Here is a 25,956-nt window from a genome sequence, read left to right as displayed (position 1 = left end):
GAATGGAAGTTGCGTTTGTTGATGATGATGCGGATCTGCGTGCCGCAGTGGTGCAAAGTCTGGAACTGGCGGGCCTGAAAGTGGTGGCCTGTGCCAGCGGGCAGGAGGCCCTGAGCCGCTTGCCCAAGGATTATCCCGGTGTGGTGGTGACGGACATTCGCATGCCGGGCATGGATGGTCTGGCGCTGATGCAAGCCTTGCATGCTCGTGATCCCGAGCAGCCGGTCGTGCTGATTACCGGCCACGGTGATATTGATATGGCCGTGCAGGCCATGCACGATGGCGCTTTTGATTTTCTGACCAAACCCTATCAGGCCGAACGCTTGCTGACGGTGATACGCCATGCCGCCATGCAGCGTAGCCTGGTTCTGCAAAACCGTGCCTTGCGCGAGGAACTGGACGAGGACGGCCAAGGCCCGGCGCTATTGGGTAATTCAGAGGTCATGGTCAATTTGCGCAGCACTTTGCGGCATCTGGCTCAGTCCGATGTGGACGTGCTGGTGGAAGGGGAAACCGGCACAGGCAAGGAAGTAGTGGCCATGTTGTTGCACCGCTGGAGCGCCCGAGCCCAACACCGTTTTGTGGCGCTGAACTGTGGCGCCCTGCCCGAAACCATTATTGAAAGCGAGCTGTTCGGTCACGAAGCGGGGGCCTTCACCGGCGCGCAGCGCAGACGCGTGGGCAGTGTGGAGCATGCACATCAGGGCACGCTGTTTCTGGATGAAATCGAAAGCATGCCCATGATTGCGCAGGTTCGCTTGCTGCGTGTGCTGGAAACCCGTTGTGTGACTCCTTTAGGTTCCAATGAAGAACATCCGGTTGACATTCGCGTGGTGGCTGCCAGCAAGGTGGACTTGTCCGACCCTGCCCAGCGAGCCAATTTCCGCGCCGATTTGTATTACCGACTCAATGTGGTCACCTTGCGTCTGCCACCGTTGCGAGAGCGCAAGGAGGACATCCCCATGCTGTTCGCCCACTTTGCGGCGCTGGCTGCCAAGAAGTACGGCATGCCGCAAAAGATGCCCGATGCGCGCAGCCTGGCCTATATGCAATCACACCATTGGCCGGGCAATGTGCGCGAGCTGGCGCACTTTGCGCAACGTGAGGTATTGGGTGTGCAGCATCCGGAGATCAAGGAGCTGGACAGCGAGGACTTGAGCCTGCCCGCCCGCATGGAGCAATTCGAGTCGCAGCAGATACGTCAGGCGCTGGCGCGTCACCGTGGCGATATCAAGGCGACCTTGCAGGATCTGCGCATCCCGCGCAAAACCTTTTACGACAAGCTGCAACGGCATGGGATTTTGCGCAGCGACTTTGTGGAAGAGGGGGCGCAGGGCGAATAAAGACTGGGATAAAAGTGAGCTAGATAGGGGTTTTGCTCAAATTTACGATCAGGCTACATATTCCTCAGGGCAGCGCGCCCATATTGATTGTTGTGCTCCACAATGCGGGTCAGCATATCCATGAATACCTGACGTTGCTTGGTGGTCAGTGGGTCCAGCAGACGTTCCTGTGCCTTGTTCATGCCAGCGCTCAGTCCTTGCATGACGGCCAGGCCGGCCTCGGTAATGTAGGTTTGACGCGAGCGGCGATCATCAGGGTTGACGCGTCGTCCCAGCAGTCCTTTCTCCTCCAGACGGCGGATGACTTCTGCAGAGGTCGTGCGGTCCAGGCCAAGCTCATAGCCTATGGTTGTTTGGTCTAGCCAGGGTGAGCCCATCAGGACGGACAGTACCCCGTGCTGGACAGGGGTGATATCGCTTTTGCATTCTTCGTAGAACATGGCGTAATGGATTTGGTTCAGACGTCGAACCAGAAAGCCGGAACGCGACCACAGCTTTTGCCGGAATAATTCGGCATTTTCTTCTTTTACTGGGCCGAGGGATTCGGCCTCGCCGGATTTCGGTCCTTTCTCTTGCTTTAACTCGGTGTGATTCTTCATGCTTAAGCCAGACATCAAGAGTGTGGTCAGTAAGCTGTGACTTGTGAGGCCCCAGCTTGATGGCAGGATTAGCCCCAAGGGGGCAGTAGTAACAAGGTCGGCGATTATAGGGAAGACAGCGCCAGACTTGGGAAGGCAGGCGCTGGATTCTTATTTTGTATTCGTTTCCACCTGGTGCTGTCCATGCTCAATCTCTCAGTTATTTCCCGACTTGCTGAAAAAATATAATCAGTGTGCTGCTTTATTGATTTTTCTTGGTGAACTGTTTTCTTATTTAAATCAAGAGCTTGTTGGGCGTTTTAATTGCTGCCTGCAGGCGGCTGATTTGTAGTTGCAGTGGCAATCTAAGCGCCGGGTATGAGGCGCTTAGATTCTCCGTGGTCTTTACGCGGGATCCTTGCGCCCGAACAGTCTTCCCACTCGATAGCGTATCTGCGACCAGAAGGCTTTGAGCCCGATAGATAGCATATTGAGCTCGCCTGCAGCGTCATCATCCTCGCGGCCACGTGCTTGCAGCCTTAGCAGGGTTTGTTGCATCTGGGCCTGTAGCTGTTGGGTTTGAGCGAGCACGGCTTGGGATTGATAGAGGATGGCCTGGGCTTCGATAGTGGAAACTGGCGTGGCAGCTATTGGGGGCATGTTGATAGCTGTACCGCCGGGTGCGGCCGTCATGCCCGGGTGGTTCGGGGGGGCGGGGATATCAGCCCCCTGTGCAGGGGCGGCGTCACCCCGCACCATGCGCGCAAGGTTGCGCTCGAACTGGCCCAGGATCTGTCCAGCTACTTCGGCAATCATGCCGCTGCCGCGTCCATATTGGGCCACAGCTCCTGACAAGGTCAGTTCTGTACTGACCTCCACGTCTGTCCCACCTTCTGGTGACGGTGTCAGCGCAAAGCTGAAGTCCGAGCTGGCTGAGCCGCGTCCTTTGGGGTCCAGACCGGCGCCACGCAGATAGGCAATGTGGTTTTCCTCATCGGTGTTGACCAGCTCCGCAGTTCCATCGAAAGAAAGTTTGATCGGGCCGAGTTTGACTGAAACCGAACCCTGGTACTTGTTGCCGTCCAAGACATCAGTCAGTTTGGCTCCGGGCAGGCAGGGCATGATGCGCGGTACATCCAGCATTAGCGCCCATGCCTGATCCAGCGGTAGAGGAATATGAAACCGGTTTTTGAAATTCATGGCAGCTTTCCTGTTTTATTGTGTCGGTTGCGTGGCCTGATCGATCAGTTCCAGTAGTCGCATAGGGCTCAGCGGGAACTCGTTGATGCGCACATTCAGTGGTGACAGTGCTTGCTCCACGGCGGAGATCACGACGGCGGCGACGGCGATGGTGGAACATTCGCCCACGCCTTTGACTCCTAGCGGATTCAAGTGCGTGGGGGAGGGACAGAACAGCACCTCGATATTTGGTACTTCGGGAGCGGTGGGTAGAAGATACTCGGCGCACGTGGTGGACAAAGGCTGGCCTTCGGCGTCGTAGGCCATTTGTTCGAGCAGGGCATTGCCCAGGCCATGGACTACACCGCCGACGACCTGACCTTCCACAATCATCGGGTTGATGAGCGTGCCGCAATCTTGCACAGCCAGATAGCGTGTGATGTGGATAGCGCCAGTGCTGGCATCTACCTCCACTTCACAAGCATGCGTGGACCCGGCATAGGTTTGCTCGTCGCAGTGAAAATGGGCGGTGCTCTCCAGGCCCGGGTCCGTCTTTATAGGCAGGCTGTAGCCCGGCACGCCCTTGAGCTCCATGGCCAGCCTGGCCAGACTGATGGTCGTGGTAGTTGCACTGCTGCTGACGATGCCATAAGAAATATCCAGAGTATCTTGAGGGACCTTCAGGACAGCGGCCGCTGCTAGCAATACTTTATGGCGTAGTTGCCGCGAAGCTTGTTCAACGGCTGTACCGGCCATAATCGCCTGGCGACTTGCGAAACCGCCCATCCCAACGCCGATGTGACGTGTATCGCCGGCGTGAACGTCTATGCCTCCTGGTTCTACCCCGAAATGCGCCGCGCAAATCTGCGCCAGGGAGGTCTTGATGCCTTGGCCCATGGCCAGGGCTCCAGTGAAAACGGCAATCCGGCCTGATGGGAAAATCTTGACGGTGGCGGACTCATAAGGGCCGCGACCCGTTGGCTTGACGGCATTGGCCAGGCTTTGGCCCAGATAACGGCCTTGAGCAAGGGCAGCCTGTCGTCGTTGCTCAAAACCGTCGCGGTCCATCGCCTGCTCTGCCATGGCTTGCATGCGGGGGAAGTCACCGCTGTCGATAACCAGTGGTATACCCGCCCTGGATTTCAGTGGCTTGGTATAGGGGATTTTGGCGGCAGGAATCAGGTTCAGTTCGCGGCAGCGGATGGGGTCCATGCCGATATGTTGCGCAAGCCGATCCATTAGTCTGTCCATGACGAAAGCGGCCTGCGGATAGCCCGCGCCGCGCACGGTAGCGACTGGTACCTTGTTCGTGTAGGCCACGTCAGCAGTCAGACTGAAAGCCGGAACTATATAGGGGCCCGTCATGGATGAGGCTGCGTTGTAGGGGACGTTGGTTCCCTGCGGGGTGTAGGCTCCATGGTCATGGATAAAATTGCCGCGCAGGCCGCGTATGCGCCCGTTTTTATCGGCCGCCAGAGATACTGACCATAATTGGTCGCGCTCCTGAATAGAGGTCAGGAAGTTCTCGCGTCTGTCTTCTACCCATTTGACGGGACGACGCAGCAGGCGGGCGACAGCTGGAATGACGATTTCTTCGGGGTAAATCATGAACTTTGCCCCAAAACCGCCGCCCACATCAGGGGTGATCACACGCAATTGATCTTCGCGGTGGCCCAGCATCAGGGCCAGGGTATAGTGCAGTTCGTGCGCCATCTGGGTGGAAGACCAAACGGTCAACTCGTTGCCGGCAGGGTCCAGTCGCGCAAGCACGCCTCGCCCTTCGATAGGGTGAGCACAGCCGCGGTGGGCTGAAAATGACTCTTCGATGGTGATGTCTGCCTCAAGGAAGGCGGCATCTATATCGCCATAGGCCAGTGTGTAGTTTTGCAGGCTATTGCTTTGCAGCTCGGTGCGTACCACCGGTGCGTTCGGTTCGAGAGCCTGACGCAGGTCAGAAATCGCTGGCAGAACTTCGAAGTCGATAGCCACTAGCGCCGCCGCATCTTCGGCCACGTGGCGGGACTGGGCGACGATCACGGCAATCGCTTCGCCAACGAAGGCAACTTCCTCGCGAGCCAGAACGAAGGGGACGGTATTTTCTGGCAGTACGGCAAAGGCAAAGCCCAATGGCATGCGCCAATGAGTTAATTCGCCCATCAGGTCCTGTGCGGTAAATGCTCCGTGTACGCCGGGTAAGGCCCGGGCGGCCGACAAGTCTATGGAACGAATGCGTGCGTGCGCGTGAGGACTACGCACAAAGCACGCATGTAATACACCCTCCATGGGGATGTCATCAAGAAATTGGGCCTGTCCGGTTAACAAGGCCTCATCTTCCAGGCGCAGAAAGGAGTGCCCCAGGCCGCAGGCGGCCTGTTCCCGCTGGTGAGGATCATTCATGAGCATGGTTGGCCCTCATGGCAGCAGCGGCTTTCTGTACCGCACGCACAATATTTTGGTAGCCGGTACAGCGGCATAGATGACCGGAGAGCACGTCGCGTATCAGCTCGGGGCTGGGATCGCTGTGGTTCTCCAGCAGCTCGACGACGGACATCAGGATGCCCGGCGTACAGAAACCGCATTGCAGGGCGTGTAGTTCGCGAAAGGCTTCCTGGATGGGGTGCCAGCAACCTTGCTCATTGGCAAGGCCCTCAATGGTGCGAATATGCTTGCCTTGGGCTTGTACCGCCAGCATCAGGCAACTACGGGCGGAGTGGCCGTCGATCTGCACGGTACAGGCACCGCAGACGCCGTGCTCACAGCCCACATGGGTTCCGGTCAAACCCAAGTCGTGGCGCAGGAAATCGGCCAGATTGACGCGAGGTTCGGCATGGGCTGTCAGGTTCTGGCCATTGACACACAGTGTGATGGGGCGACTGCCCGAAGGAAGGGGATTACTCATGCCGTTGTCCTGTACGAGAGAGCGCTAGCCGCAGGGCACGCGCGGTATATTCTTTGGCCAATCGCTGGCGATACCAGCCCTGGACATAGCTGTCGCTGGAAGCATCGACCTGGCCACATAGTTCGGCGGCTAGTTCAATATCTGAGGGGCTGGCCGGGGTGCCCAGCAGGGCGTTTTCTGCCTCTGTCATACGAAGGGGAAATGCACCTACTCCGCCCAGAGTGATGCTGACGCGACTAACCAGACCTGCTGCGTCCAGCAACAGCAAAGCCGCGCAAGACACGATGGCAAAGTCGCCATGACGACGGGAGAATTCCAGGAAAGCCCAGCCGTGACCGGCGGGCCACGGTTGGACCTGGACGCGAATCAATAGCTCGTCAGCCTGCATGTTGGGAGTCATGTAGGCTGCCGGAAAATCGGCCATTGAAAGTGTTCTTTCTCCACGTGTGCTGGCTACGGTCAACACAGCATCCATCGCCATGCTGACTGTCGGTATTTCGGCAGAAGGGTCCAGCTGACAAAGACTGCCGCCCACTGTTCCTCGGTTACGAGTCTGGCGATGCCCGACGTTGAGGATTGCATCCTTCCAGAGCGGCAGACGTGTTGCCACCAGCTCAGAGAATTCGATGTCGCGCTGTCGTGTCATGGCACCCATCGCGATATCGCCATTCTCTTGCTCTTGCAGATAGGACAGTTCGGGCAACTGGTTGATATCAACCAGGGTGTCCGGAAATGCAAAGCGCATATTGAGCATGGCCAGCAAGGACTGGCCTCCAGCCAATACACGAGCGTTTTCCTGATTGGCCAGCAACCCCAGTGCCTGAGCCAGCGTTTCGGGGGCGTAGTAATTGAAAACGGGAGCCTTCATGCCGGGTTTGCCTTATATCTTGGAGAGATCCAGCGAGGAGGCCGCGAACAGTTCCTCGGGTTTGACCAGGCGTTGCGACATGCCCTGATCGTGGTGGTACTGCGCAAAGGTCTGGATGGTGTGGCGATTTGCCTCCAGGCCATAGGGCCAGTAGTCCTCTCCCATCAAGGCTTTGGCTTCATTGTGATGGCGCACCATCCACGGAAGGGTGACAGCCAGATGGCACAGCTCGTTCAATTCATGCACGGCCAGCTCTTTGGCCTTCAGAAAGGACTTGTACACACTGACCGGCAGCCAGGGGTTGTCCTGTACCAGAGACTTGCGGATGCCAACCATATGCATGATCGGGAAGATGCCCGTGCGGCGGAAATAGTCTTTTTCCACTTCCACGTACTCATCTCCGAACAGACGGCCCACATTGGGGGCGTTGCGCAGGAAGCATGAAGGTGCCCGTGCGCCTATATATCCATCGATTTCGCCTTTTTCCAACATGTCCGACAAAGTGCGGTCATCCGGGATCTGCTCCAGGCTGATGTCATCTGGCAGATCAATGGGAGCGCGCTCGCCCCGGCCTGGCTCTTCGATTCCTCCCCGTACCCATTTGATCTGATTGGGGCGGATACCGAACTCATCTTGCAAGATGCCCCGGATCCAGACATTGGCCGTGATCTGGTATTCGGGTACGCCAATGATTTTGCCTTTCAGGTCTTCGGGCTTGCGGATGCGGTCGGTACGCACATAGATGCCGGAATGGCGGAAGACGCGTGACAGAAAGGCTGGAATACCCACGTACTGATTGTCGCCACGCGCGGTAGTCATCATGTGGCTGCTCATGGAGATTTCCGTGATATCGAACTCCTCATAGCGAAATGCACGATGAAACGCTTCCTCAGGCTCCAGGGATACGACATTGATATCACAGCCCTCAATTCCGACACGTCCATCTTTCAAGGCCAGGGTACGGTCGTAATTGCCAATCGATACGCTTAACTTCAGTTTGCTCATGGTGGATCCTTAGTTGATTGTTAGTCCAATTTTTTGTGCCAGTTCGCGAAACCGGTCGATGTCGGCATTGATCATCGCCTGGAACTGGGCGGGGCCGTCGTGGGCAACGGTGTAGCCCAGGCTTGTCAGCTTGGCTTGCACATCTTCGCGCGCAATGATTTTTTCGATCGCCTCGTGCAGTCTTTGCACGACAGGCTCAGGAGTGCCAGCGGGAGCCAATAAACCGTGCCACTGGTTCAGCTCGTAGCCTGGGTAGCCAAGCTCGGCGATCGAGGGCACATCGGCCAGCAGGGGACTGCGCTCTGCCGAGGTCACCGCCAAGGCACGTACCTTCCCGCTTTCAATGAACGGCAGGGTGCTGGACGCAGTGACGAAGGCTGAGCCTACCTGATCACCCATCACATCGTTCAGAGCGCCACCGCAGCCTTTGTAGGGGATATGCGCCATCTCCACGCCTGCTGCTTCGTTGAGCATTTCGCCGGCCAGATGTTGCGGAGTGCCGTTGCCGCAAGAGCCAAAGAACACTTCACCCGGTTTTTCCTTGGCAGCCGTGAGCATGTCTTGCAGTGTCTTGTAGGGCGAGTTGGCCGGCACGATGACGACCGATGGAACAAAGGCGAAGTTGGAGACGGCGGTGAAGTCATTCTTGGGATCAAATGGCAGCTTGTCGAACACGGCCGGGTTGACGGCAAAGGAGCTGTTGACCATCAGTAGTGACTGACCGTCGGCCGGGCGCTGGGCCACCATACGAGCGCCAATATTGCCGCTGGCACCGGGGCGGTTGTCCACAATCGCGGGCTGGCCAAGTTGTTCGTTGAAGTAATTCCCGATCAGACGGGCCAGTAAATCCGTGCCCCCTCCTGGTGGGAAGGTGACGATAATTTCGATCGGTTTATTAGCACTGGCGGTGGCGGGGGCCAGCATTGCACAGCTCAGCAAAAGCCCAGCCAGGGCCAGCAGACGCGGTTGGCGTTGGAACATTGTGTCTCCTCGAGAATCGAGTTCTGTGATTGATTTTTTATGCTTTAATAGTCAGTGCACTGACATAAATATTATTCACAGATTATTTTTTATATCCTACTAGGGAAAACGAGAAAGTCAGTGTACTGATTTATTTATGTTTTTTATTGCTTATATAAGAAGCCAGTAGCGCAAATTGCAGCTGATCCAGGGCCAAAAAAAAGGAACAGTGCAAAAGCCTGTTCCTTTTTGTCATCAGGATGCTTGTAGGCATCTGATGCTAGCCTTTACTCCTGCATACCCGGAACGATGCAGTTAAAGCCGGCGTCAACGTGCGTGATTTCGCCCGTGATACCGCTGGCCAATTCGGACATCAGGAAGGAGGCCACATTGCCCACTTCTTCGATGGTGACGTTGCGTTGCAAGGGAGCGTGCGTCTCTACGAATTTCAGAATGGTGGAGAAGTCCTTGATGCCGCTGGCAGCCAGGGTTTTGATAGGACCGGCCGAGATGGCGTTGGCACGAATGCCGTACTCGCCCAGCGCTACCGCCAGGTAACGCACGGAGGCTTCCAAAGCAGCTTTGGCCACGCCCATGGTGTTGTAGTTGGGAATGGCTTTTTCAGCGCCCAGGTAGGTCAGGGTCAGCACCGAGCTCTTGCGACCTTTGAGCAAGGGCAGGGCAGCCTTGGCCAGTGCGGGAAAGCTGTAGGCCGAAATGTCGTGAGCGACGCGGAACGATTCACGCGACAGACCGTCCAGGAAGTTGCCCGCAATGGCTTCGCGAGGAGCAAAACCAATGGAGTGCACCAAACCGTCCAGACCGTCCCAGCGCTCGCCCAGCGAGGCCATGGCTTGTTCGATCTGATCGTCTTCGGACACGTCACAGGGCAGCACGATATCCGTGCCCAGTTCTGCGGCAAAGCCTTCAACACGTTCTTTGAAACGCTCGCCCACATAAGTCAGGGCAATATCAGCACCTTGTTGGCGACATGCTTGCGCAATCCCGTAAGCAATAGAGCGGTTCGAGAGGACGCCTGTGACCAGGATGCGTTTTCCTTGCAGGAAACCCATGCTGAAAATCCTTTATGTAATTAGTGGGTGGACTTAGCCACGAATATTGGAACCGGGAACACGCAAACGTGTCCCCCTGGAAAGAGAGCTGCCTTTGATATTGTTCAGGCGTCGCAGTTCAGCCACCGAAGTGTCGTACCGTTTGGCCAAGGCGTAGAGTGTATCGCCCTGTCGAACCGTATGGGTGCGCACGTTGGCGCCGCGACGCAAAACAACAGTGTCATTCTTGCGGTTGACGCTGGCCGTTTGCGTACGTGCACGATTGGCAGTCCGGGCCACGGGAGCGGCTGGTGTATTGGTCAGAGAGGCCAGTTGCAGGCTGCCTTCACCCAAGGTAGTGCTGGGCACCAGCAGTGTCTGTGCAACAGCCTTGGTGCTCTTGCGGCTCAAACCATTGATGGAGCGCAGTTGCGACAAGGTAATGCCGTGGCGCTGGGCAATGGACAGATAGCTCTCGCCGCGCTTGGATTGGTACGCTTTCCAGTTACTGAGCTTGCCTTGATAGGCCGCCAGATTGGCATTGAAAATGTCCACCTTGTTGGCGGGCAGCAGCAAGGTGCCGCGATCGGCAGGGATTGTGGGGCGATTGTGGGCAGCGTTCAAGGCCTTGAACTCGTCCACGGAGATTTCAGCCAGCTCGGCGGCAAGGGCTACGTCAATGTCCTTGTTCTTGCGCACGGCCGTGAAATACGGTGTGTTGCTGACTGGAGGCAGGGTGATGCCATAACGCTCCGGGTTAGCCACAATGTTTTTGATCGCTTGCAGTTTGGGGACGTAATTACGTGTTTCGTCCGGCATCTTCAGCGATAAGTAGTCAACATCCAGGTTGGCCTGTTCATTACGCTCCATGGCGCGGCGTACCGAACCCTCACCCCAGTTGTAGGAGGCCAGGGCCAAATACCAGTCGCCCTGGAACTCGTACAAGTAAGACAGATAGTCCAAAGCAGCGCGAGTGGACTCGACCGGGTCACGGCGCTGATCTACCCACCAGTTCTGCTCCAGCTTGTATTGTGTACCGGTGCTGGGGATGAACTGCCACAGACCGGACGCATGGGAGCGCGAATAGGCGACGGGGTTATAGGCACTTTCCACAAAAGGCAGCAAGGCCAGTTCGGAAGGCAGGCCACGGGCATCGAGCTCGTCCATGATGTGGTACAGATAGCGCGAGGCGCGCTGGCTCATGGTACGGATGGATTCGGGGTGCGAAGCGTAGTAGTTGGTCCAGTAATCAACCAGATCGGTATGCAGGTTGGGGATGGAGAAACCCCGGCGCATCCGGTCCCACGCGTCTTTGGGTGGGTGGGTCAGATCAATGGTGCGAGACGTATCGGCGGCAATGCTGGTGGAAGTCTTGGCGGCTTTTTGAGGGCTGACCTTGGGGCCGGTGGCGCAGCCTGCCAGCACGAAAGCGCATAGCAGCGCAAAAAGTCTCATTAGGTTCATTGCGGAATCTTCAGAAATTGTTTTTCCAGTCGCGCAGGCTGGCAAATACCTCGACAGGATTATTCAGGGACCGGGCGGCATGGCGCTCGGCGGCCTTGATAACAGCAGTCGTCTCGCAACGCAGAAACGGATTGGTAGCCAATTCTGTTTTCAAGGTGGGGGGCACCGTAGGCAAGTTTTGCTGACGCTTGAGATTATCCTGTTCCCAACGTTCATGCAGTTGGGGATTGTCCGGCTCTACCTGTAGAGCCCAGCGTAAATTGGATAAGGTGTACTCGTGCGCACAGCAGATCAGGGTGTCCGATGGCAGTTTCGCCAACTTGCCCAGGGAATCCGTCATTTGTGCCGGGGTGCCTTCAAAAAGACGTCCGCAACCAGCAGCAAACAAGGTGTCACCACAGAAAACAAAGGGCTGTTTTACCTCATTTTGACCAAAGTACGCAACGTGTCCGGCGGTGTGGCCGGGGATGTCTAAGACTTCCAGCGTCAGTTCCAGCGTAGGTAATTCGACCTTGTCGGACTGGCCGACACGCACGTCACAGGTGGGCAGGCGCTCGTGGGCCGGGCCCCAGACGCGGGCCGGATGCCTGGCCAGGATATCCATGACACCCCCAACATGGTCACCATGGTGGTGTGTCAGTAAAATGGCATCCAGTTGTAAGGACTCGCGTTCCAGCCAATCCAGAACCGGAGCGGCCTGGCCGGGGTCTACAACCAGGGCGTGACCGTTTCGACTTAAAGCCCATATATAGTTGTCGTTCAGGGCAGGTAGTGGAATCAGGCGAACATCGCTTGGCACAGGCCAGGTAAATGCATTCATCATGGTAGAGGGAGAAAGCGCCAGTGGAGCAGACTTTGAATGATCAATTTGCCCAGTGGTTGGAAACCGTACCGGGGCGATATGTGCGGGCTTGGGAACAAGCCGGAATCGATGCGGAGGTGGTCAACACCTTCGGGTATCATGCCATACAAATTGGATTGCCGCATTGGGACCTCCTGGCGCACAGCCGCATCTCTTGCAAGGTATGCACGGCTCAGGCTGGCGTCTTGCCCCCTCAGCAGAAAAACCTGGTTTATGCCGAACCCGAGCATCTGCCCTTTGATACGCAAAGCATTGATCTTTTGATCCTGCCCCATACGCTGGAAAGTGCCAGCGACCCGCATCAGGTATTGCGAGAGGCCGAGCGTGTGCTGGTGCCTGAAGGACGCATCATTCTGACGGGCTTTAACCCTTTGAGTTTATGGGGGGCTCATGACTGGATTCCGGGACTGGAGCGGGGTACGCCGACCTTGCCGGGCGATGTCATGTCTCCCTTGCGGTTGCGGGACTGGTTGAAGCTGTTGTCCTTTGATGTGCAAGGCACGCAGATGGGCTGTTATGCGCCCTTGTGTCGTCAACAGGTTTGGCTGGATCGCTGGTCCTGGATGGAGCAAAGCGGGGCGCGCTGGTGGAGCTTTGCGGGTGCCGTCTATATGATCAGTGCGGTCAAGCGTACGCCTGCCTTGCGCATGGTCGGACCCAAGTGGAAGAAAAACCGTCGGCGTGTGCGTCGGCCTATGGTGGTTGCAGGACGCGCTGCCGATGAAGGAATTAGCAAGACATGACTGATGTTGTCGATATCTGGACCGATGGCGCCTGCAAGGGCAACCCGGGTTTGGGTGGCTGGGGCGCTTTGTTGCGCCATGGCGGCCGTGAAAAAGCCATTTGTGGCGGCGAGGCCGATACCACCAATAATCGTATGGAACTGATGGCCGTGATTGAGGCACTAAAAGCCTTGAAGCGCCCTTGTCAGGTGCGGGTGCATACCGATTCGCAATACGTGCAAAAAGGCATGAATGAATGGCTGCCCGGCTGGAAGGCACGCGGCTGGCGAACTGCGGACAAGAAACCCGTCAAGAATGCGGATCTTTGGCAGGAACTGGAGCAGCAGGCGGCCAAGCATGAGCTGACCTGGTTATGGGTGCGCGGTCATGCTGGCGATCCTGGCAATGAGCGGGCAGATCAGTTGGCTAATGAAGGGGTGGAAATAGCCAGGCAGTTATAAGATCTTGGGCAAACTTCAAGCCCGCTGATAGTACTATTAGCCACCCGTCATATTTTGTCAGACAGCTTCACCGGCCTGGCCGGTCAGGATAAGCCGCCCATGATTTCCACGCTGCGCCCCACGATTTTTTCTTTGTTCCTCGTACTGTTTGCCAGTAGTACGCCCAGCTGGGCGCAGTCTGACGCCACGCGGGTGGAAGTGCTGCCAGTGCGGCAAACCGAATTGATTCGTGATGTGGCGGCGGTGGGGACCCTGGTTGCCAGAGAGTCCGTCGTGTTGCGCCCCGAGATCAGTGGTCGTATTTCAGCCATCAGTTTTGAAGAAGGCCAGCCCATCAAGAAAGGGCAGGTGCTGATTCAGCTGGACCCGGCCATGGCGCAGGCGCAGTTAAATCAGGCACAGGCAAATTTGAATCTGGCCAACAGCCAGCACAAGCGCTCTTCGGAGCTGAGCCGTCAGGGCTTTATCAGCCAGCAGGCAAAAGATGAGTCGGGCAGTCGTTTGGCCGTCCAGCAAGCCGAAGTGCAATTGGCGCGCGTGCATCTGGACAAGACCCGTATTCGTGCTCCGTTCGACGGTGTTACCGGGCTGCGCAATGTATCGGTAGGCGATTACGTGGGGCCGGGCACGGATCTGGTGCAGCTGGAAGCGGTTTCTACCTTGAATGTGGACTTCCGTATTCCGGAGCAATATCTGGCCGATGTCAAAGCCGGTATGCCGGTTGAATTGCGCTTTGATGCGTTCCTGGGCGAAATCCGCCATGGCTCGGTATTGGCTGTCAGCCCTGCCGTTGATACGGCGGGCCGGTCCATTTTGCTGCGGGCCCAGGTGCCGAATGACGATGGTGCACTGCGCCCGGGTCTGTTCAGCCGCGTGCGCCTGGAACTGTCGCGCTACCAGGCCTTGATGGTGCCTGAAACCTCCCTGGCTCCTTCGGGGCAGGATCAGTACATCTATATTGTGAAAGACGGCCGGGCAGAGCGCCGTCAGGTACAGATCGGCGTTCGTGAGCAAGGTTGGGTGCAAGTGACGGGTGATCTGAAGGCTGGAGACAATGTGCTGGTAGCCGGGCTGCAAAAAGTACGTGATGGTGTGCCAGTCGATATTCAGGAAGTGATCGACGTCCAAACACAGCCGCAGCAATAGGACGGGATCATGGTTCTTTCTGATTTATGTATCCGTCGCCCGGTTTTCGCCACGGTTCTGTCTTTGGTGATTGTGCTGGTCGGTTTCATTTCCTATGAACGCCTGACCGTACGTGAGTACCCGGCCATTGATGAGCCGGTGGTATCCGTCATCACCAACTATAAAGGGGCCTCACCGGAGGTGATCGAGTCCCAGGTGACCAAGCCTTTGGAGGATCAGTTGTCCGGGATTGAAGGCGTGAACGTGATGACCTCGCGCAGCCGTTCCGAGCGTAGCCTGATCAACATCAAATTCAATCTGGACCGAGCCCCCGATGCCGCTGCGGCAGACGTGCGTGACAAGGTTTCGCGCGCCCGCCGATTCTTGCCCGACGAGGTGGACGAGCCCATCATCAACAAGGTCGAGGCAGACTCCACCCCGATTATTTATGTAGGGGTGGATACCGGCGACTACAGCATGCTGGAGGCCTCGGACTACATCAACCGCTATATCAAAACGCGCTTGTCTGTCTTGCCCGGTGCAGCAGAAGTGCGTGTGTTCGGTGAACGTTTGCCCGCCATGCGTATTGACGTGGACCGTACCCGACTGGGGGCGTACCAGCTGACCGTGCAGGATGTGGAAGATGCGCTGCGCAAACAAAACGTGCTGATTCCGGCAGGCCGTATCGAGTCCGATGCGCGCGAGTTTTCCGTGGTGTCCTCCACCGATCTGGAGACCCCGGAAGAGTTTCGCAATATCATCGTTGCCCAGGCAGCGGGCTATCCGGTCCGTATCTCCGATATTGCCGAGGTGCGTATCGGGCCAGCCGAAGAGCGGGTGCTGGCCCGCTTCAATGGGCAAAACAGCTTGAACATTGGGGTGACCAAGCAGTCCACCGCCAACCCGCTGGATCTGTCCAAAGCCGTGCGCGCCGAAGTGGAACGCATCAACGAAAGCTTGCCGGGCAATATGAAGCTGGCCGTGTCCTACGACAGCTCCATCTTCATTCAGAAATCCATTGATTCGGTCTATACCACCATTGCCGAGGCCATCTTGCTGGTGGTGCTGGTGATTGTGTTTTTCCTGCGCAGTTTCCGCGCCAGTCTCATCCCCATCGTGACGATCCCGATCTCCCTGGTCGGGGCCTTCGCCATCATGTACATGCTGGGCTTTTCCATCAATACGCTGACTTTGCTGGCCATGGTGCTAGCGATTGGCCTGGTGGTGGACGATGCGATTGTGGTGCTGGAGAACGTGTACCGCCATATCGAAGAGGGCAAGACGGCCATGCAGGCTGCCTTTTTGGGTGTGCGTGAAATTGCCTTCGCTGTGATTGCCATGACGCTAACCCTGGTGGCGGTGTATGCCCCACTGGCTTTTGCCACAGGCCGTACCGGGCGATTATTCATTGAGTTTGCCCTGACCTTGGCGGCTGCCGTGCTGGTGTCCGGTTTCGTGGCCCTGACCCTGACGCCCATGATGTGCTCGCGCATGTTGCGTCCGCATGGTGCGAAGGTGGGCCGCGTCAGTCAGGGTATCGAGAACTTCCTGGTCTGGCTGACACGAGGCTACCGCCGTATCCTGATTCGCGCCTTGCGCTGGCGTTTTCTGGTCTTGTTCATTGGTGTGGCCGTTGCCGCGACCAGTGGGCTGCTGTTTACGGTCATCAAAAGCGAACTGGCTCCGATTGAAGACCGAGGTGTGATTTTCGGGATTGTGAATTCGCCCGAAGGCGCTACGCTGGATTACACCTTGCGCAATGTGGAGCGGGTGGAAGAGCTATATCGCGGCATACCGGAGACAGAGGGGTATCAGTCCATTATTGGTTTCCCTACCGTCACCGATTCCTTTGCAATTTTGCGCTTGAAGCCGTGGGAGGAGCGCACACGTAACCAGCAATCCATTGCGCGTGAACTGCAACCGCATTTCTCCGCCATTCCCGGTGCGCGTGCTTTCCCCACTAACCCGCCGTCTTTGGGACAGCGGGCCACTTCCAAGCCAGTGGAGTTTGTGATTATGAGCCAGGCACCCTATCCGGAGCTGGCCAAAATTGTGGACGGTTTTCTGGCTGAGTTGCGAGACTATCCAGGGCTGTTGAACGTGGATACGGACTTGCGCTTGAACACACCGGAAATTCGTATTGATGTAGACCGCGACAAGCTGGCCGATACCGGCGTATCGGTGGAAGCCGTGGGCCGCACTCTGGAATCCATGCTGGGCGGGCGTCAGGTCACGCGCTACAAGAGCGATGGCGAACAGTACGACGTGATTGTGCAGGTGGATAAGCAGGCTCGTTCCAGCCCGCAAAACATTCTGGATATTTACGTGCGCACCAAAGACGGTGGCATGGTGCAAGCTTCCAACTTCCTGAATGTGCGCGAGAGCGTATCGCCGCAATCGCTGAACCACTTCAACCGCTTGCGGGCGGTCATTGTGGAAGCATCGGTGGCACCCGGCTATGCCTTGGGTGAAGTGCTCGAACACATGAATGAGGTGGCTCGCAAGACCTTGCCGGAAACCGTGCAGACAGATCTGGACGGGCAATCACGAGAATTCCGGGATTCGTCGGGCAGCATCTATCTGGTTTTCCTGATGGCCCTGGCCTTTATTTATCTGGTGCTGGCCGCGCAGTTTGAAAGCTGGCGCAATCCGCTCATCATCATGCTGTCCGTGCCCTTGTCCATGACGGGGGCCTTGCTGGCCCTGTGGCTGTCGGGCGGGACCTTGTCCATTTATAGTCAGATCGGCTTGATTACCCTGGTAGGCCTCATTACCAAGCACGGCATCTTGATTGTGGAATTTGCCACTCAACAACGCGAAGCCGGGGCCAGTTTGTACAATGCCGTGGTGCGCGCTTGCGAGATGCGCCTGCGCCCCATCCTGATGACAACCGGCGCCATGGTGCTGGGCGTCTTGCCGCTGGCCTACGCCTCTGGGGCGGGTGCCGAGTCCCGCCAGCAAATTGGCTGGGTACTGGTGGGTGGCTTGTCCTTGGGTACCTTGCTGACCTTGTTTGTCGTGCCTGTGGCCTACACCCTGATCGCCGGCAAGAAAGGGGGGCAGGACAAGCAGCTGGAACTGATTGACAAGCCCGAGGCCACTGTCTGAACCTGTGGTGCTGGTCTCCGGGGACGCTGCTCGTACAGCCGCCTTGTCGAGTGCCATTACCGTGATTGAATTTGTAGGGAAAGTGAATGCGTCAAATTATTCTGGATACTGAAACCACCGGTCTGGAGCCACGCGAGGGGCACCGAATTGTTGAGGTGGGTGGGGTAGAGCTGTTCAACCGCAAATTGACGGGCCGCCACCTGCACCTGTATCTGAACCCGGATCGGGACTCCGACCCCGAGGCATTGGCAATTCACGGCCTGACCACGGAATTTCTGTCTGGCCATCCACGCTTCAAGGATGTGGTGGATCAGGTGCTGGATTTTGTGCAGGGCGCGGAAGTCATTATTCATAATGCTTCTTTTGACACGCGCTTTCTGGATGCCGAGCTGCAAAAGGTAGGTAAAGGCCCGTTCTCGCAATACTGCGACAGCATCACCGACTCCTTGCTGGTGGCGCGGGAAATGCACCCCGGCAAACGGAACTCTCTGGATGCCCTGTGCGAACGCTACGGCATTTCCAACTCTCACCGCACGCTGCACGGCGCTTTGCTGGACTCGGAATTGCTGGCCGATGTCTGGCTGGCCATGACGCGGGGGCAGGATGCTTTGCTGATGGACTTTGACGAGTCCGATGGGCAAGGCGGTGACGGCAGCAATCTGAGCCTGGGCAAGTTTGATACCAGTGTGCTGAAAGTACTGCGTGCCTCCGAAGCCGATCAGGCCGAGCACGAAAAGTACATGGACGTTCTGGAAAAACAGAACAAGAAGCCACCCATGTGGCGCGAGATGCTCAATCCCGCCACTGAGTAATTATTCAGGAAAAATAGCCGGCCCAAACCTTGTGAATCGGGCAGGGCCGTGCTATAGTTTCTTTCTTCGCAGCTTTTCAGTTCTTGAAAGCTTCGGGCGGTTAACTCAGTGGTAGAGTGCCACCTTCACACGGTGGAAGTCACAAGTTCGAACCTTGTACCGCCCACCATCTCCATTCCCCTATTTCAGCTAGTCCAAGGCCAATTTCAGGTCGGCAATGATGCGCCCATAGCGATCGTAATCTTCGCGTATGGCAGCATCGAGCTGCTGTGGAGTGCTACCTATTCCTACCGTTCCTGAACTGGCTAGTACGCGATTGAGGTCTGTGTTGTCCATCACGTGCTTGAGGTCACGCGCGATTTTTTCGCGTATGGCTATGGGGGTGCCCGCTGGTGCCATCAGGCCGGACCACGAAATAAAATCGCCATACGTCTCGCCGGTCGATTCAGTCAGTGTGGGCGTGTCTGGCAATAGCGGACTGCGCTGCTGCGCGGCGATGCCCAACAGTGTCACTGTTTTTCCTTGGATAAAGCCCAAGGCGCTGGGTAGTTGCGCAAACATCAGATCGACATGGCCGCCTGCTACGTCAGTAATGGCCGCCGAGACGCTGTTATAGGGAATGTGGTTAAGTGTCAGCCCATGTTTGCGAGCAAATACTTCAGCGGCCAAATGTGCCTGACTGCCCACGCCAGGAGAGCTATAAGTCAGGGTTTGACCTGCTTGCTGAGCGAGCTTGATTAAATCGGCCGTGCTTTGCAGCCCTAGCGCCGGGTTCGTGATCAAGACGTTGGGTACTGAGCCTACCTGGCTGACGGGATCCAGATCCTTCAACACATCAAAAGACCGTTTCTTGTAGAGGTGTGGATTAACAGCCAAGTCAGATACGGGCACCGAGACCAGGGTGTAGCCGTCGGCCTTGGACTTGACCACGCTCATGATTCCAATCGTACCTATACCCCCTGGCTTGTTTTCTACGATGACGGTCTGTCCCCATAGTTGAGTCAGTTTGTCGCTGATTGCGCGTGCCAGAATGTCCGCGCTTCCGCCTGCTCCGTAGGGGACGATGACGCGTACAGGGCCTTGCGGAAAATCCGCCTGCTGCGCTTGTGCCATCGGAAGCGTGTTCAGTAAAGCCGTTGCGACAATAGCGAGAGCTGTTTTTTTGATCATGTCTTGTCTCCTCGTTGAGGGTGTTTTTATAGATGTGTACAGCGGCTGATGGGGCACATATCTTGTGCGCTGCGTTTGAGCTGATCCCAGTCCTGCAGGCTGGGCCAGATGTCTTCGGCAAAGTCCTGAACCTGACGGCGCAAGGCTGGCAGGTCCACCTTTGGTATGACGCCGTCTCGCATGCTGATTCTGCCATTGCAGATCACGGTGTCCACGTCGTCGCCGATGCCGCATTCAACCATGCTGCGGATGGGGTCCCAAATTGGGCCATAGCGCAGCACGTCGCTGCGGCCGATTCGGATCAGGATCATGTCCGCCCTGGCATTGGCAGCCAGTCGCCCCAAGTCCTCCCGACCCAGGGAACGCGCTGCTGCCACGGTGGCGGCTTCAAATACTTCAGCGGCACTGGCAGCGGTCAGGTCATGGCTCATGACTTTCCCGTGGTAGGACGCGGTACGCATGTTCATGAACATGTCGCGCGGGTAGGTATCGCTGCCGATGGTGATATTGACTCCTGCCTGGCGATACGCTTTCCAGTTATCCAGTGTGCGAGCTCGCCGCACAATATTGACCGGACAGTGAGAGATGGATACTTTTTTCTGCCCCATTAAACCCAGGTCGTCTCCACCCGAATAGTTCATTTTCGGGTTGTTGGAGATCAGGTTGGCATGCCCAATATTCAATGTGGGACGCAACATCCCGACATGGTTCAGCAGCTCGATAGGGGTCAGTCCGTGTTCGCGTACGGTCTCCATGAACTCGATCACGTTGTAGCCAGCATGTGTGGCCATGGGCAGATTCAACTCATCGGCCGCACGCACTGTTTGACGCAGCAATTCCAGGCTGCAGTTTTCAATTTCCCGAGGGACCAGGATGCCGTGAATCAGGTCGGATTCATGGGCTTGTGCACGGCGGATAAATGCCAGGGCATCCTGGAAAAGTTGCTCGCCCTGGTCCGGGTAAGGAATACGTTCGAGCTGGCCCTTGTCATCGGATTGCCATCGACCACTATCGTAGCCAGGGCCAAGGTATCCACGAATACCTAATTCCTCACATTGAGCCCACAATGCCTCTTGAACGAGTACATGTCCGCCCAGTTCTACAAAGGTGGTGACACCGTTGCGCAGCAGCTCGGCTGCGGTAAAGGCAGCATGCAGAGCAATGCCGGGATCTTTTGCTGCTTGCTCCTGATCCAGATAGTTGGGGTAGCCGCGTATTTGTGTACCTTGGCGTGCAATGGTCACGTCCATGTAAGGCTGGCCGAATAATGCAGGGCGACCACCGTCGGCCAGAAGCTTGTGCAGTGCCCGATGACCGGAGTGGACATGGGTATCAATAAAACCAGGAGCCAGCACGCTGTCAGGTGCTTTAATGATCTGGTCCACATGCCCGTCGTAACGAGTGCCCACGTATATGATATGTTCGCCTTCGTAGACGAGCTGGCCGTGGTCGATCACGCAGTGGCGTCCTTGTTCGAACGCAATGACCCAGCGCGCTTTAATCAGAGTCCTCATGGGGTTTCCTGTGGTAGTAAGTTGTTGAACTAGTGTCCGGGAGGCCTGAAAACGAGGCAATTCCGTATTGGAATGATTGATTAGGCTGAAATGGAAATACGTGAGCAGGGGAGTGAGATGAAGAATCTGGATTTGGTCCAGTTGCGTACTTTTCTTGCTGTGTTTCGAGAAGGAAATGTCAGCCGTGCCGCTTTGACGCTGGAGTCCAATCAGTCCACGGTAAGCAAGGAAATCGCGAAGCTGCGTTTGTATTTTGGTGACGCCTTGTTTTTGCGGACGGCACAAGGCGTCGAGCCCACCCACAAGGCGCGCGCTTTGGCGCCCCGTATTGAGCAGGCCTTGAGCTTGCTGGATGATTTGTTGCAGACCGACAAGGCGCGGCTTGAACCATCCAGTCTGGACGTACGTTTTCGGGTGGCGACGACGGAATATTTGTCTTATTTATTGATCCCGGCCTTGACAGCACATTTGCAGCTGCATGCTCCGCGGTGCAGCCTGGAAGTCCTGGATATGGCGGATTTTGGGGCTGAAGACTGGCTGTTGGGCGGGCGAGCCGACCTGGTGCTTTCATCGTCGGCAGCTGTGTCCTACCCGCTGTTTCGCCAGGAGCTTTTTCATGACCGTTATGTGGTGGTGATGCGATCTTGCGGGCGTAATGGCCAGGCGATGGCATTGGACGAGTTTTGCAGACGTAGCCACATTGGGGTGCCTGGCCATAACGGCAGCCGTGAGCGTCGTTTGGCTGACGCGTTGCAAACACGTCAGTTGCAACGTCAGGTGCAAGTGAGCCTGCCTCATTTTTTGGCAGTTCCCGGCGTGTTGGAACGTACCGACTTTGTAATCAGTTTGGCAGAGCGCATGGCTCGCCTGCTATGTGCCGGACACAAGCTGGATGTGCTGGAGCATCCTTTGGATTTAGCCCCGTTTTGTGTGTACCAGATTTGGCATGAACGCACGCGCGCCAGTTTTGCCTACGCATGGTTTCGGGAGCAAGTCAGTCACGTATGCCGTGAGCTTTAAATTGCAAAGGGCCCGCAGTTAGCGGGCCCTTTTACGTTTTACTTTTATTGCTTGGCTGGTTTACAACCAGGTCAAACCAATCGAAATCACGATACCCGAGACAATCAGCTGAATCAGGCAAAAGCCCATAATGTCTTTGGCTTTCAGTCCGGCAATGGCCAGTACTGGCAAGGCCCAGAAAGGCTGCAGCATATTGGTCCAGGAGTCACCCCAGGCAACGGCCATGGCGGTGCGGGCCATATCAGCATCCAGAGCCTGAGTAGCAGCGATTACGACCGGGCTTTGTACCGCCCATTGTCCACCGCCCGAAGGCACAAAGATATTGACCAGACCGGCGCTCATGAAAGTCCAGAAAGGCAAGGTGGTCGCCGTGGCAAAGGACACCAGCCATTCGGACAAGCTGGCCGCCAGACCGGAGTCGATCATGATGGCCATGATGCCGGCGTAAAAGGGGAACTGGATCACAATCCCGGCTCCACCGCGAATGGCTTCATCCAGACTTTTCAGCAGACGACGGGGTGTGCCATGCAGCAAGATGGCCAGAATCAGGAAGGTGAAGTTGATCACGTTCAGGTTCAGGGTCGCACCACGCAGCACGTAGTAGTCAAACAGGTAGGCCAGGCCAGCAACACCGATCACAATCGAGATCAGACGGCTGTTTTCCAGACGGTCTGCAGGGCGATCGGTGGTTTGGTTGACATCGTCTGGAGTGTCTTCCAGCAGCTTGGGATCGACATAAATGCTTTCCTTATCGCTGGGCAGCATCAAGCGGTTGATCAGCGGCACCAGGATAAACAGGGCGATCACAATGGCCAGATTGAAGAAGGCAAAGATAGTGTCAGATGTACTGATGATACCGATCTTGTCTTCAGAGAAGTGGCCCGAGGTGGCAATGGTCAGTGGTACAGAACCGGCCAGGCCACCGTGCCAGACCAGAAAGCCCGAGTAGGCACTGGCAACCAGCAAGCGGTAGTCTACACGGACCTGACGGGCCAGCTCTTTGGCGAACAGGGCACCGACCACCAGGCCGAAACCCCAGTTGATCCAGCTGGCGGCCAGCGACACCAGGGTCACCAGAATAATGGCCGAACCGGCTGATCGGGCCAGCGAGGCCAGGCCACGCAACCAGCTTTTTACCAGCGGTGTGCTGGCCAGCATGTGACCGGTCAGCAAGACCAGCAGCATTTGCATGGCAAAGGTCAGCAGGCCCCAAAAACCGTTACCCCAATATTGGATGATCTCCATGGGAGAGCGTTGCTCAAACGCCATGGCCGCAATACCGGCAATCAGTGTGAGCAGGATGACGAAAATATACGGATCGGGTAGATAGCGTTCAACCAGGCGGACCGAACCGCGCGTCATGGCTTTAAACATAAATTGTGCTCCTGTGGATTTGCGCCAGTATTTGCGCGGGTCCTGATGTCTTGGGATCGTTTGGGTGCCCGTTTGTGCAGGCACCTTGCTGGCAGCATTTTGATGTAAATGCTCAGTACAGCCGTATTGTTGGCGAGAAGCCGCAAATTGGGAAGACGGGAAAACCTGAACCTTAAAGTTTCTGGCTAGTTGTTGTTCTTCGCTATATGCTCTACTATATAGCGGTGTTTTCGAAAGAACCATCACTCATCGCTCGATGATGGGTTCTATTTACGGGCCCCTTGGGGCCCGTTTTTTTTTGCACCACTGTGTGGTGTCAGTTCATAAATCAATTAGAAAGATCGAATAGGGAAGTGGAATGAGACATCAGTCCAAACGCGCTATCGCGGCGCGTCATCAGTCCGTCTGTTTTGTGCCTCGCGCAGTGGTCTTGAGCTTGATGGGGGCCTTGGCAGTTGGCCACGCTCAGGCTCAGGAAAACAATGACCGCGTGTTTCAGTTGGGCAAAGTGGTCGTGCAGCCCAATCTGGATCGTGAAGCTGCCTTGGGAGAGAGCGCGGTTAGCCAGAAAGAAATGCAGGCTTTTGATTTGCGCGATGTGGGTGCTGCCGTTAGCGTGCAACCCGGCGTGACCGTTTCGGCGGGCGGTGCTCGTAACGAACAAATGGTCTATGTGCGCGGTTTCGATTCGCGTCAGGTGCCTTTGTTCCTTGACGGTATTCCACAGTACGTGCCGTACGACGGCTATGTGGACTTTACCCGTTTCACCACCATGGACCTGAGCGAGATTCGCGTGGCCAAGGGCGCAGCTTCCTTACTGTATGGCCCCAATATCATGGGCGGCGCCATCAACCTGGTGACCCGCAAGCCTGTCAAAGAATTTGAAGGCGAGTTTCGCGCTGGTTACGCCACGGGCGATCAACGCTACAGTGCCTTGAACGTGGGCACCAACCAGGGCTCCTGGTACTTGCAAGCTGGCCTGTCCTGGTCGGGCGAGCGTACCTTCCCCTTGGGCCGTGGCTTTGAAGATCAAAAAGCACGTCCTACCGATACCGGCGGCATGCGCAGCAATGCTTCGCAAATGGACAAGAAAGCGTCCTTCAAACTGGGTATCACCCCCAATGCGACGGATGAGTATGTCATTGCTTACGTGAACCAGAAAGGTCAGAAAGACAATCCGGTTTACACCGGTGTGAACGATGCCAAGCTGGGTCAACGCTACTGGCGCTGGCCATACTGGGACAAGGAAAGCCTGTACTTCCTGAGCTCCACCCAGATTGGCGAGAGCAACACCATCAAGACCCGCGTGTACGAAGACAAGTACAAGAACGGTCTGGATATGTATAGCGATGGTCAATACGCGACCCTGACTGGCCCGACCAGCGAGTACACGGACCGCACCCGTGGTGCTGCCCTGGAGTGGGTCAACACCAGCCTGGACAATCACGAGCTGCACTTCGCCTTGCACTACAAGGAAGATCAGCACCGTGACCCCAAATCATCGGGCACCGAGCACTACAAGGATGTGACCACGTCTCTGGCGTTTGAAGACCGCATCGCCTTGGGTGAGCTGTGGCAGTTGCGTGTGGGTGCCAGTCACGAGCGTCGCAAGGCCAAAGAAGCGCACAACTTTGAAACCGGCGATACCGATGCCACCAACGGCTTGCTGGAGCTGGGTTACGACTGGAGCGAGGCCATGCAGGTCTACGGCAGTGTGGCCTACAAGACTCGTTTCCCCACGATTAAAGATCGCTACTCCAGCCGCATGGGTTACGCCCAACCCAACCCGGATCTGAAACCCGAGCACGCCATTCATTACGAACTGGGCTTGCGTGGTCAACCCTGGGAAGGCGCACAGCTGGAATCGGCGCTGTTCCTGAGCCAGGTGCGTGACATGATTCAAAGCACCGTCATCCAGGCTCCTGGTTGTGACAAGTACCGTCCAGTGGGGTTTTGTGATCAGGCCACCAACGTCGGCAAGGCGAGGCAAATGGGTCTGGAGCTGTCCTTGCAGCAGGAGTTTTCTGCTCATTGGTCGGCAGGCCTGGCGTACACGTATTTGAATCGCCGCAACCAGTCTGACCCGGACGTCAAACTGGTGGATACGCCCAATCACCGCCTGTTTGCTCACTTGAGCTGGAAGCCCACTGCGCAGTGGGAAGTGATGGGTTCGGTGGAAACCGAAAGTGGCCGTTACTACTCCTACGCAAACAATAAGGGTGATCAGATCTACGAAAAAACACCGGGCTTTGCCTTGTTGGGCTTGAAGGGTATCTGGCGTCCCAACTCGGACATCACCCTGGAAGCCGGTGTGCGTAACCTGGGCGACAAGTTGTACCAATACAAAGAAGGCTACCCCATGCCCGGACGTGTCTGGTTTGTGGGCGGAAGCTATCGTTTCTAAAGCCGTGCTGTTATAGGCAGTTAAAAGAGGAAGGGC

The 25,956-nt window shown here is 56.5% G+C and carries 21 protein-coding genes and 1 tRNA gene; 9 read left to right on the top strand and 13 right to left on the bottom strand.

Annotated elements, in window-relative coordinates; genetic code table 11:
* The first annotated feature begins 2 nt into the window (after positions 1-2).
* Entirely contained in the window at positions 3-1,343 is a 1,341-nt protein-coding gene (locus CPY64_RS14050) for a sigma-54-dependent transcriptional regulator (RefSeq protein ID WP_042486267.1), read from the top strand.
* A gap of 53 nt (positions 1,344-1,396) precedes the next feature.
* Here the strand turns inward: CPY64_RS14050 and CPY64_RS14045 are convergent, their stop codons facing one another.
* The 10 genes from CPY64_RS14045 to gloB all read right to left on the bottom strand — a co-directional run bounded on the left by CPY64_RS14045 (position 1,397) and on the right by gloB (position 12,168).
* Positions 1,397-1,957: a MarR family winged helix-turn-helix transcriptional regulator gene (locus CPY64_RS14045; RefSeq protein WP_042486265.1), complete on the bottom strand. Its 561-nt coding sequence runs from the start codon at positions 1,955-1,957 to the stop codon at positions 1,397-1,399.
* A 369-nt stretch (positions 1,958-2,326) separates the two neighbouring features.
* Positions 2,327-3,121 carry an SRPBCC family protein gene (locus CPY64_RS14040; RefSeq protein WP_080723792.1) on the bottom strand — a complete coding sequence of 265 codons (795 nt, stop codon included), beginning with the start codon at positions 3,119-3,121 and terminating at the stop codon, positions 2,327-2,329.
* A 15-nt stretch (positions 3,122-3,136) separates the two neighbouring features.
* A complete protein-coding gene (locus tag CPY64_RS14035) occupies positions 3,137-5,497 on the bottom strand; it encodes a xanthine dehydrogenase family protein molybdopterin-binding subunit (protein WP_042486262.1) in 2,361 nt (786 codons plus the stop codon).
* Complete coding sequence (locus CPY64_RS14030; protein ID WP_042486259.1) at positions 5,490-5,999, bottom strand: (2Fe-2S)-binding protein; 510 nt, start codon at positions 5,997-5,999, stop codon at positions 5,490-5,492. Before CPY64_RS14030 ends, CPY64_RS14035 begins: the two co-directional genes overlap by 8 nt.
* A complete protein-coding gene (locus CPY64_RS14025; protein WP_042486256.1) occupies positions 5,992-6,867 on the bottom strand; it encodes an FAD binding domain-containing protein in 876 nt (291 codons plus the stop codon). The genes CPY64_RS14030 and CPY64_RS14025 overlap by 8 nt, the downstream gene beginning before the upstream one ends.
* A gap of 12 nt (positions 6,868-6,879) precedes the next feature.
* A complete protein-coding gene (locus CPY64_RS14020; RefSeq protein WP_042486254.1) occupies positions 6,880-7,872 on the bottom strand; it encodes a substrate-binding domain-containing protein in 993 nt (330 codons plus the stop codon).
* A gap of 9 nt (positions 7,873-7,881) precedes the next feature.
* Positions 7,882-8,853 carry a tripartite tricarboxylate transporter substrate binding protein gene (locus CPY64_RS14015; protein WP_052362968.1) on the bottom strand — a complete coding sequence of 324 codons (972 nt, stop codon included), beginning with the start codon at positions 8,851-8,853 and terminating at the stop codon, positions 7,882-7,884.
* A 266-nt stretch (positions 8,854-9,119) separates the two neighbouring features.
* A complete protein-coding gene (fabI, locus tag CPY64_RS14010) occupies positions 9,120-9,905 on the bottom strand; it encodes an enoyl-ACP reductase FabI (RefSeq protein WP_026485384.1) in 786 nt (261 codons plus the stop codon).
* Positions 9,906-9,938: 33 nt separating this feature from the next.
* A complete protein-coding gene (locus CPY64_RS14005) occupies positions 9,939-11,348 on the bottom strand; it encodes a transglycosylase SLT domain-containing protein (protein ID WP_042486250.1) in 1,410 nt (469 codons plus the stop codon).
* Positions 11,349-11,358: 10 nt separating this feature from the next.
* Positions 11,359-12,168, bottom strand: a complete 810-nt coding sequence (gene gloB / locus CPY64_RS14000) for a hydroxyacylglutathione hydrolase (protein ID WP_042486827.1) — start codon at positions 12,166-12,168, stop codon at positions 11,359-11,361.
* A gap of 23 nt (positions 12,169-12,191) precedes the next feature.
* On the opposite strand from gloB, the gene CPY64_RS13995 reads away from it, so the two are divergent.
* The 6 genes from CPY64_RS13995 (at position 12,192) to CPY64_RS13970 (ending at position 18,607) form a co-directional block, all read left to right on the top strand.
* On the top strand, positions 12,192-12,953 hold the full coding sequence (locus CPY64_RS13995) for a class I SAM-dependent methyltransferase (RefSeq protein WP_042486247.1): 762 nt from the start codon (positions 12,192-12,194) through the stop codon (positions 12,951-12,953).
* Positions 12,950-13,393 (top strand): ribonuclease HI, encoded by a 444-nt coding sequence (gene rnhA, locus CPY64_RS13990; protein ID WP_042486244.1) that lies wholly within the window; start codon positions 12,950-12,952, stop codon positions 13,391-13,393. The genes CPY64_RS13995 and rnhA overlap by 4 nt, the downstream gene beginning before the upstream one ends.
* 99 nt (positions 13,394-13,492) lie before the next feature.
* Positions 13,493-14,539 carry an efflux RND transporter periplasmic adaptor subunit gene (locus CPY64_RS13985; RefSeq protein WP_042486240.1) on the top strand — a complete coding sequence of 349 codons (1,047 nt, stop codon included), beginning with the start codon at positions 13,493-13,495 and terminating at the stop codon, positions 14,537-14,539.
* A gap of 9 nt (positions 14,540-14,548) precedes the next feature.
* On the top strand, positions 14,549-17,626 hold the full coding sequence (locus CPY64_RS13980) for an efflux RND transporter permease subunit (RefSeq protein WP_042486238.1): 3,078 nt from the start codon (positions 14,549-14,551) through the stop codon (positions 17,624-17,626).
* 86 nt (positions 17,627-17,712) lie between these two features.
* Positions 17,713-18,438, top strand: coding sequence for a DNA polymerase III subunit epsilon (dnaQ, locus tag CPY64_RS13975; protein WP_042486234.1), 726 nt, complete (start codon positions 17,713-17,715; stop codon positions 18,436-18,438).
* 94 nt (positions 18,439-18,532) lie between these two features.
* A tRNA-Val gene (locus CPY64_RS13970) sits at positions 18,533-18,607 on the top strand.
* A 20-nt stretch (positions 18,608-18,627) separates the two neighbouring features.
* Here the strand turns inward: CPY64_RS13970 and CPY64_RS13965 are convergent.
* Together CPY64_RS13965 and CPY64_RS13960 are read right to left on the bottom strand one after the other, a co-directional pair.
* Positions 18,628-19,608, bottom strand: coding sequence for a Bug family tripartite tricarboxylate transporter substrate binding protein (locus CPY64_RS13965; protein ID WP_042486230.1), 981 nt, complete (start codon positions 19,606-19,608; stop codon positions 18,628-18,630).
* A gap of 26 nt (positions 19,609-19,634) precedes the next feature.
* The gene (locus CPY64_RS13960) at positions 19,635-21,122 is read right to left on the bottom strand and encodes a chlorohydrolase family protein (RefSeq protein ID WP_042486227.1); all 1,488 of its coding nucleotides are present in this window, start codon (positions 21,120-21,122) and stop codon (positions 19,635-19,637) included.
* Positions 21,123-21,239: 117 nt separating this feature from the next.
* Here CPY64_RS13960 and CPY64_RS13955 point away from each other — a divergent pair, with 117 nt between their 5' ends.
* Positions 21,240-22,142 (top strand): LysR family transcriptional regulator, encoded by a 903-nt coding sequence (locus CPY64_RS13955; protein ID WP_042486224.1) that lies wholly within the window; start codon positions 21,240-21,242, stop codon positions 22,140-22,142.
* Positions 22,143-22,202: 60 nt separating this feature from the next.
* Here the strand turns inward: CPY64_RS13955 and CPY64_RS13950 are convergent, their stop codons facing one another.
* Positions 22,203-23,516: a short-chain fatty acid transporter gene (locus CPY64_RS13950; RefSeq protein ID WP_042486221.1), complete on the bottom strand. Its 1,314-nt coding sequence runs from the start codon at positions 23,514-23,516 to the stop codon at positions 22,203-22,205.
* A gap of 358 nt (positions 23,517-23,874) precedes the next feature.
* On the opposite strand from CPY64_RS13950, the gene CPY64_RS13945 reads away from it, so the two are divergent.
* Complete coding sequence (locus tag CPY64_RS13945) at positions 23,875-25,920, top strand: TonB-dependent receptor plug domain-containing protein (protein ID WP_080723789.1); 2,046 nt, start codon at positions 23,875-23,877, stop codon at positions 25,918-25,920.
* Positions 25,921-25,956: the final 36 nt, after the last annotated feature.

The organism is Alcaligenes faecalis (assembly GCF_002443155.1).
Taxonomy (GTDB): domain Bacteria; phylum Pseudomonadota; class Gammaproteobacteria; order Burkholderiales; family Burkholderiaceae_B; genus Alcaligenes; species Alcaligenes faecalis.
This window is presented reverse-complemented; position numbering and strand designations above follow the sequence as displayed.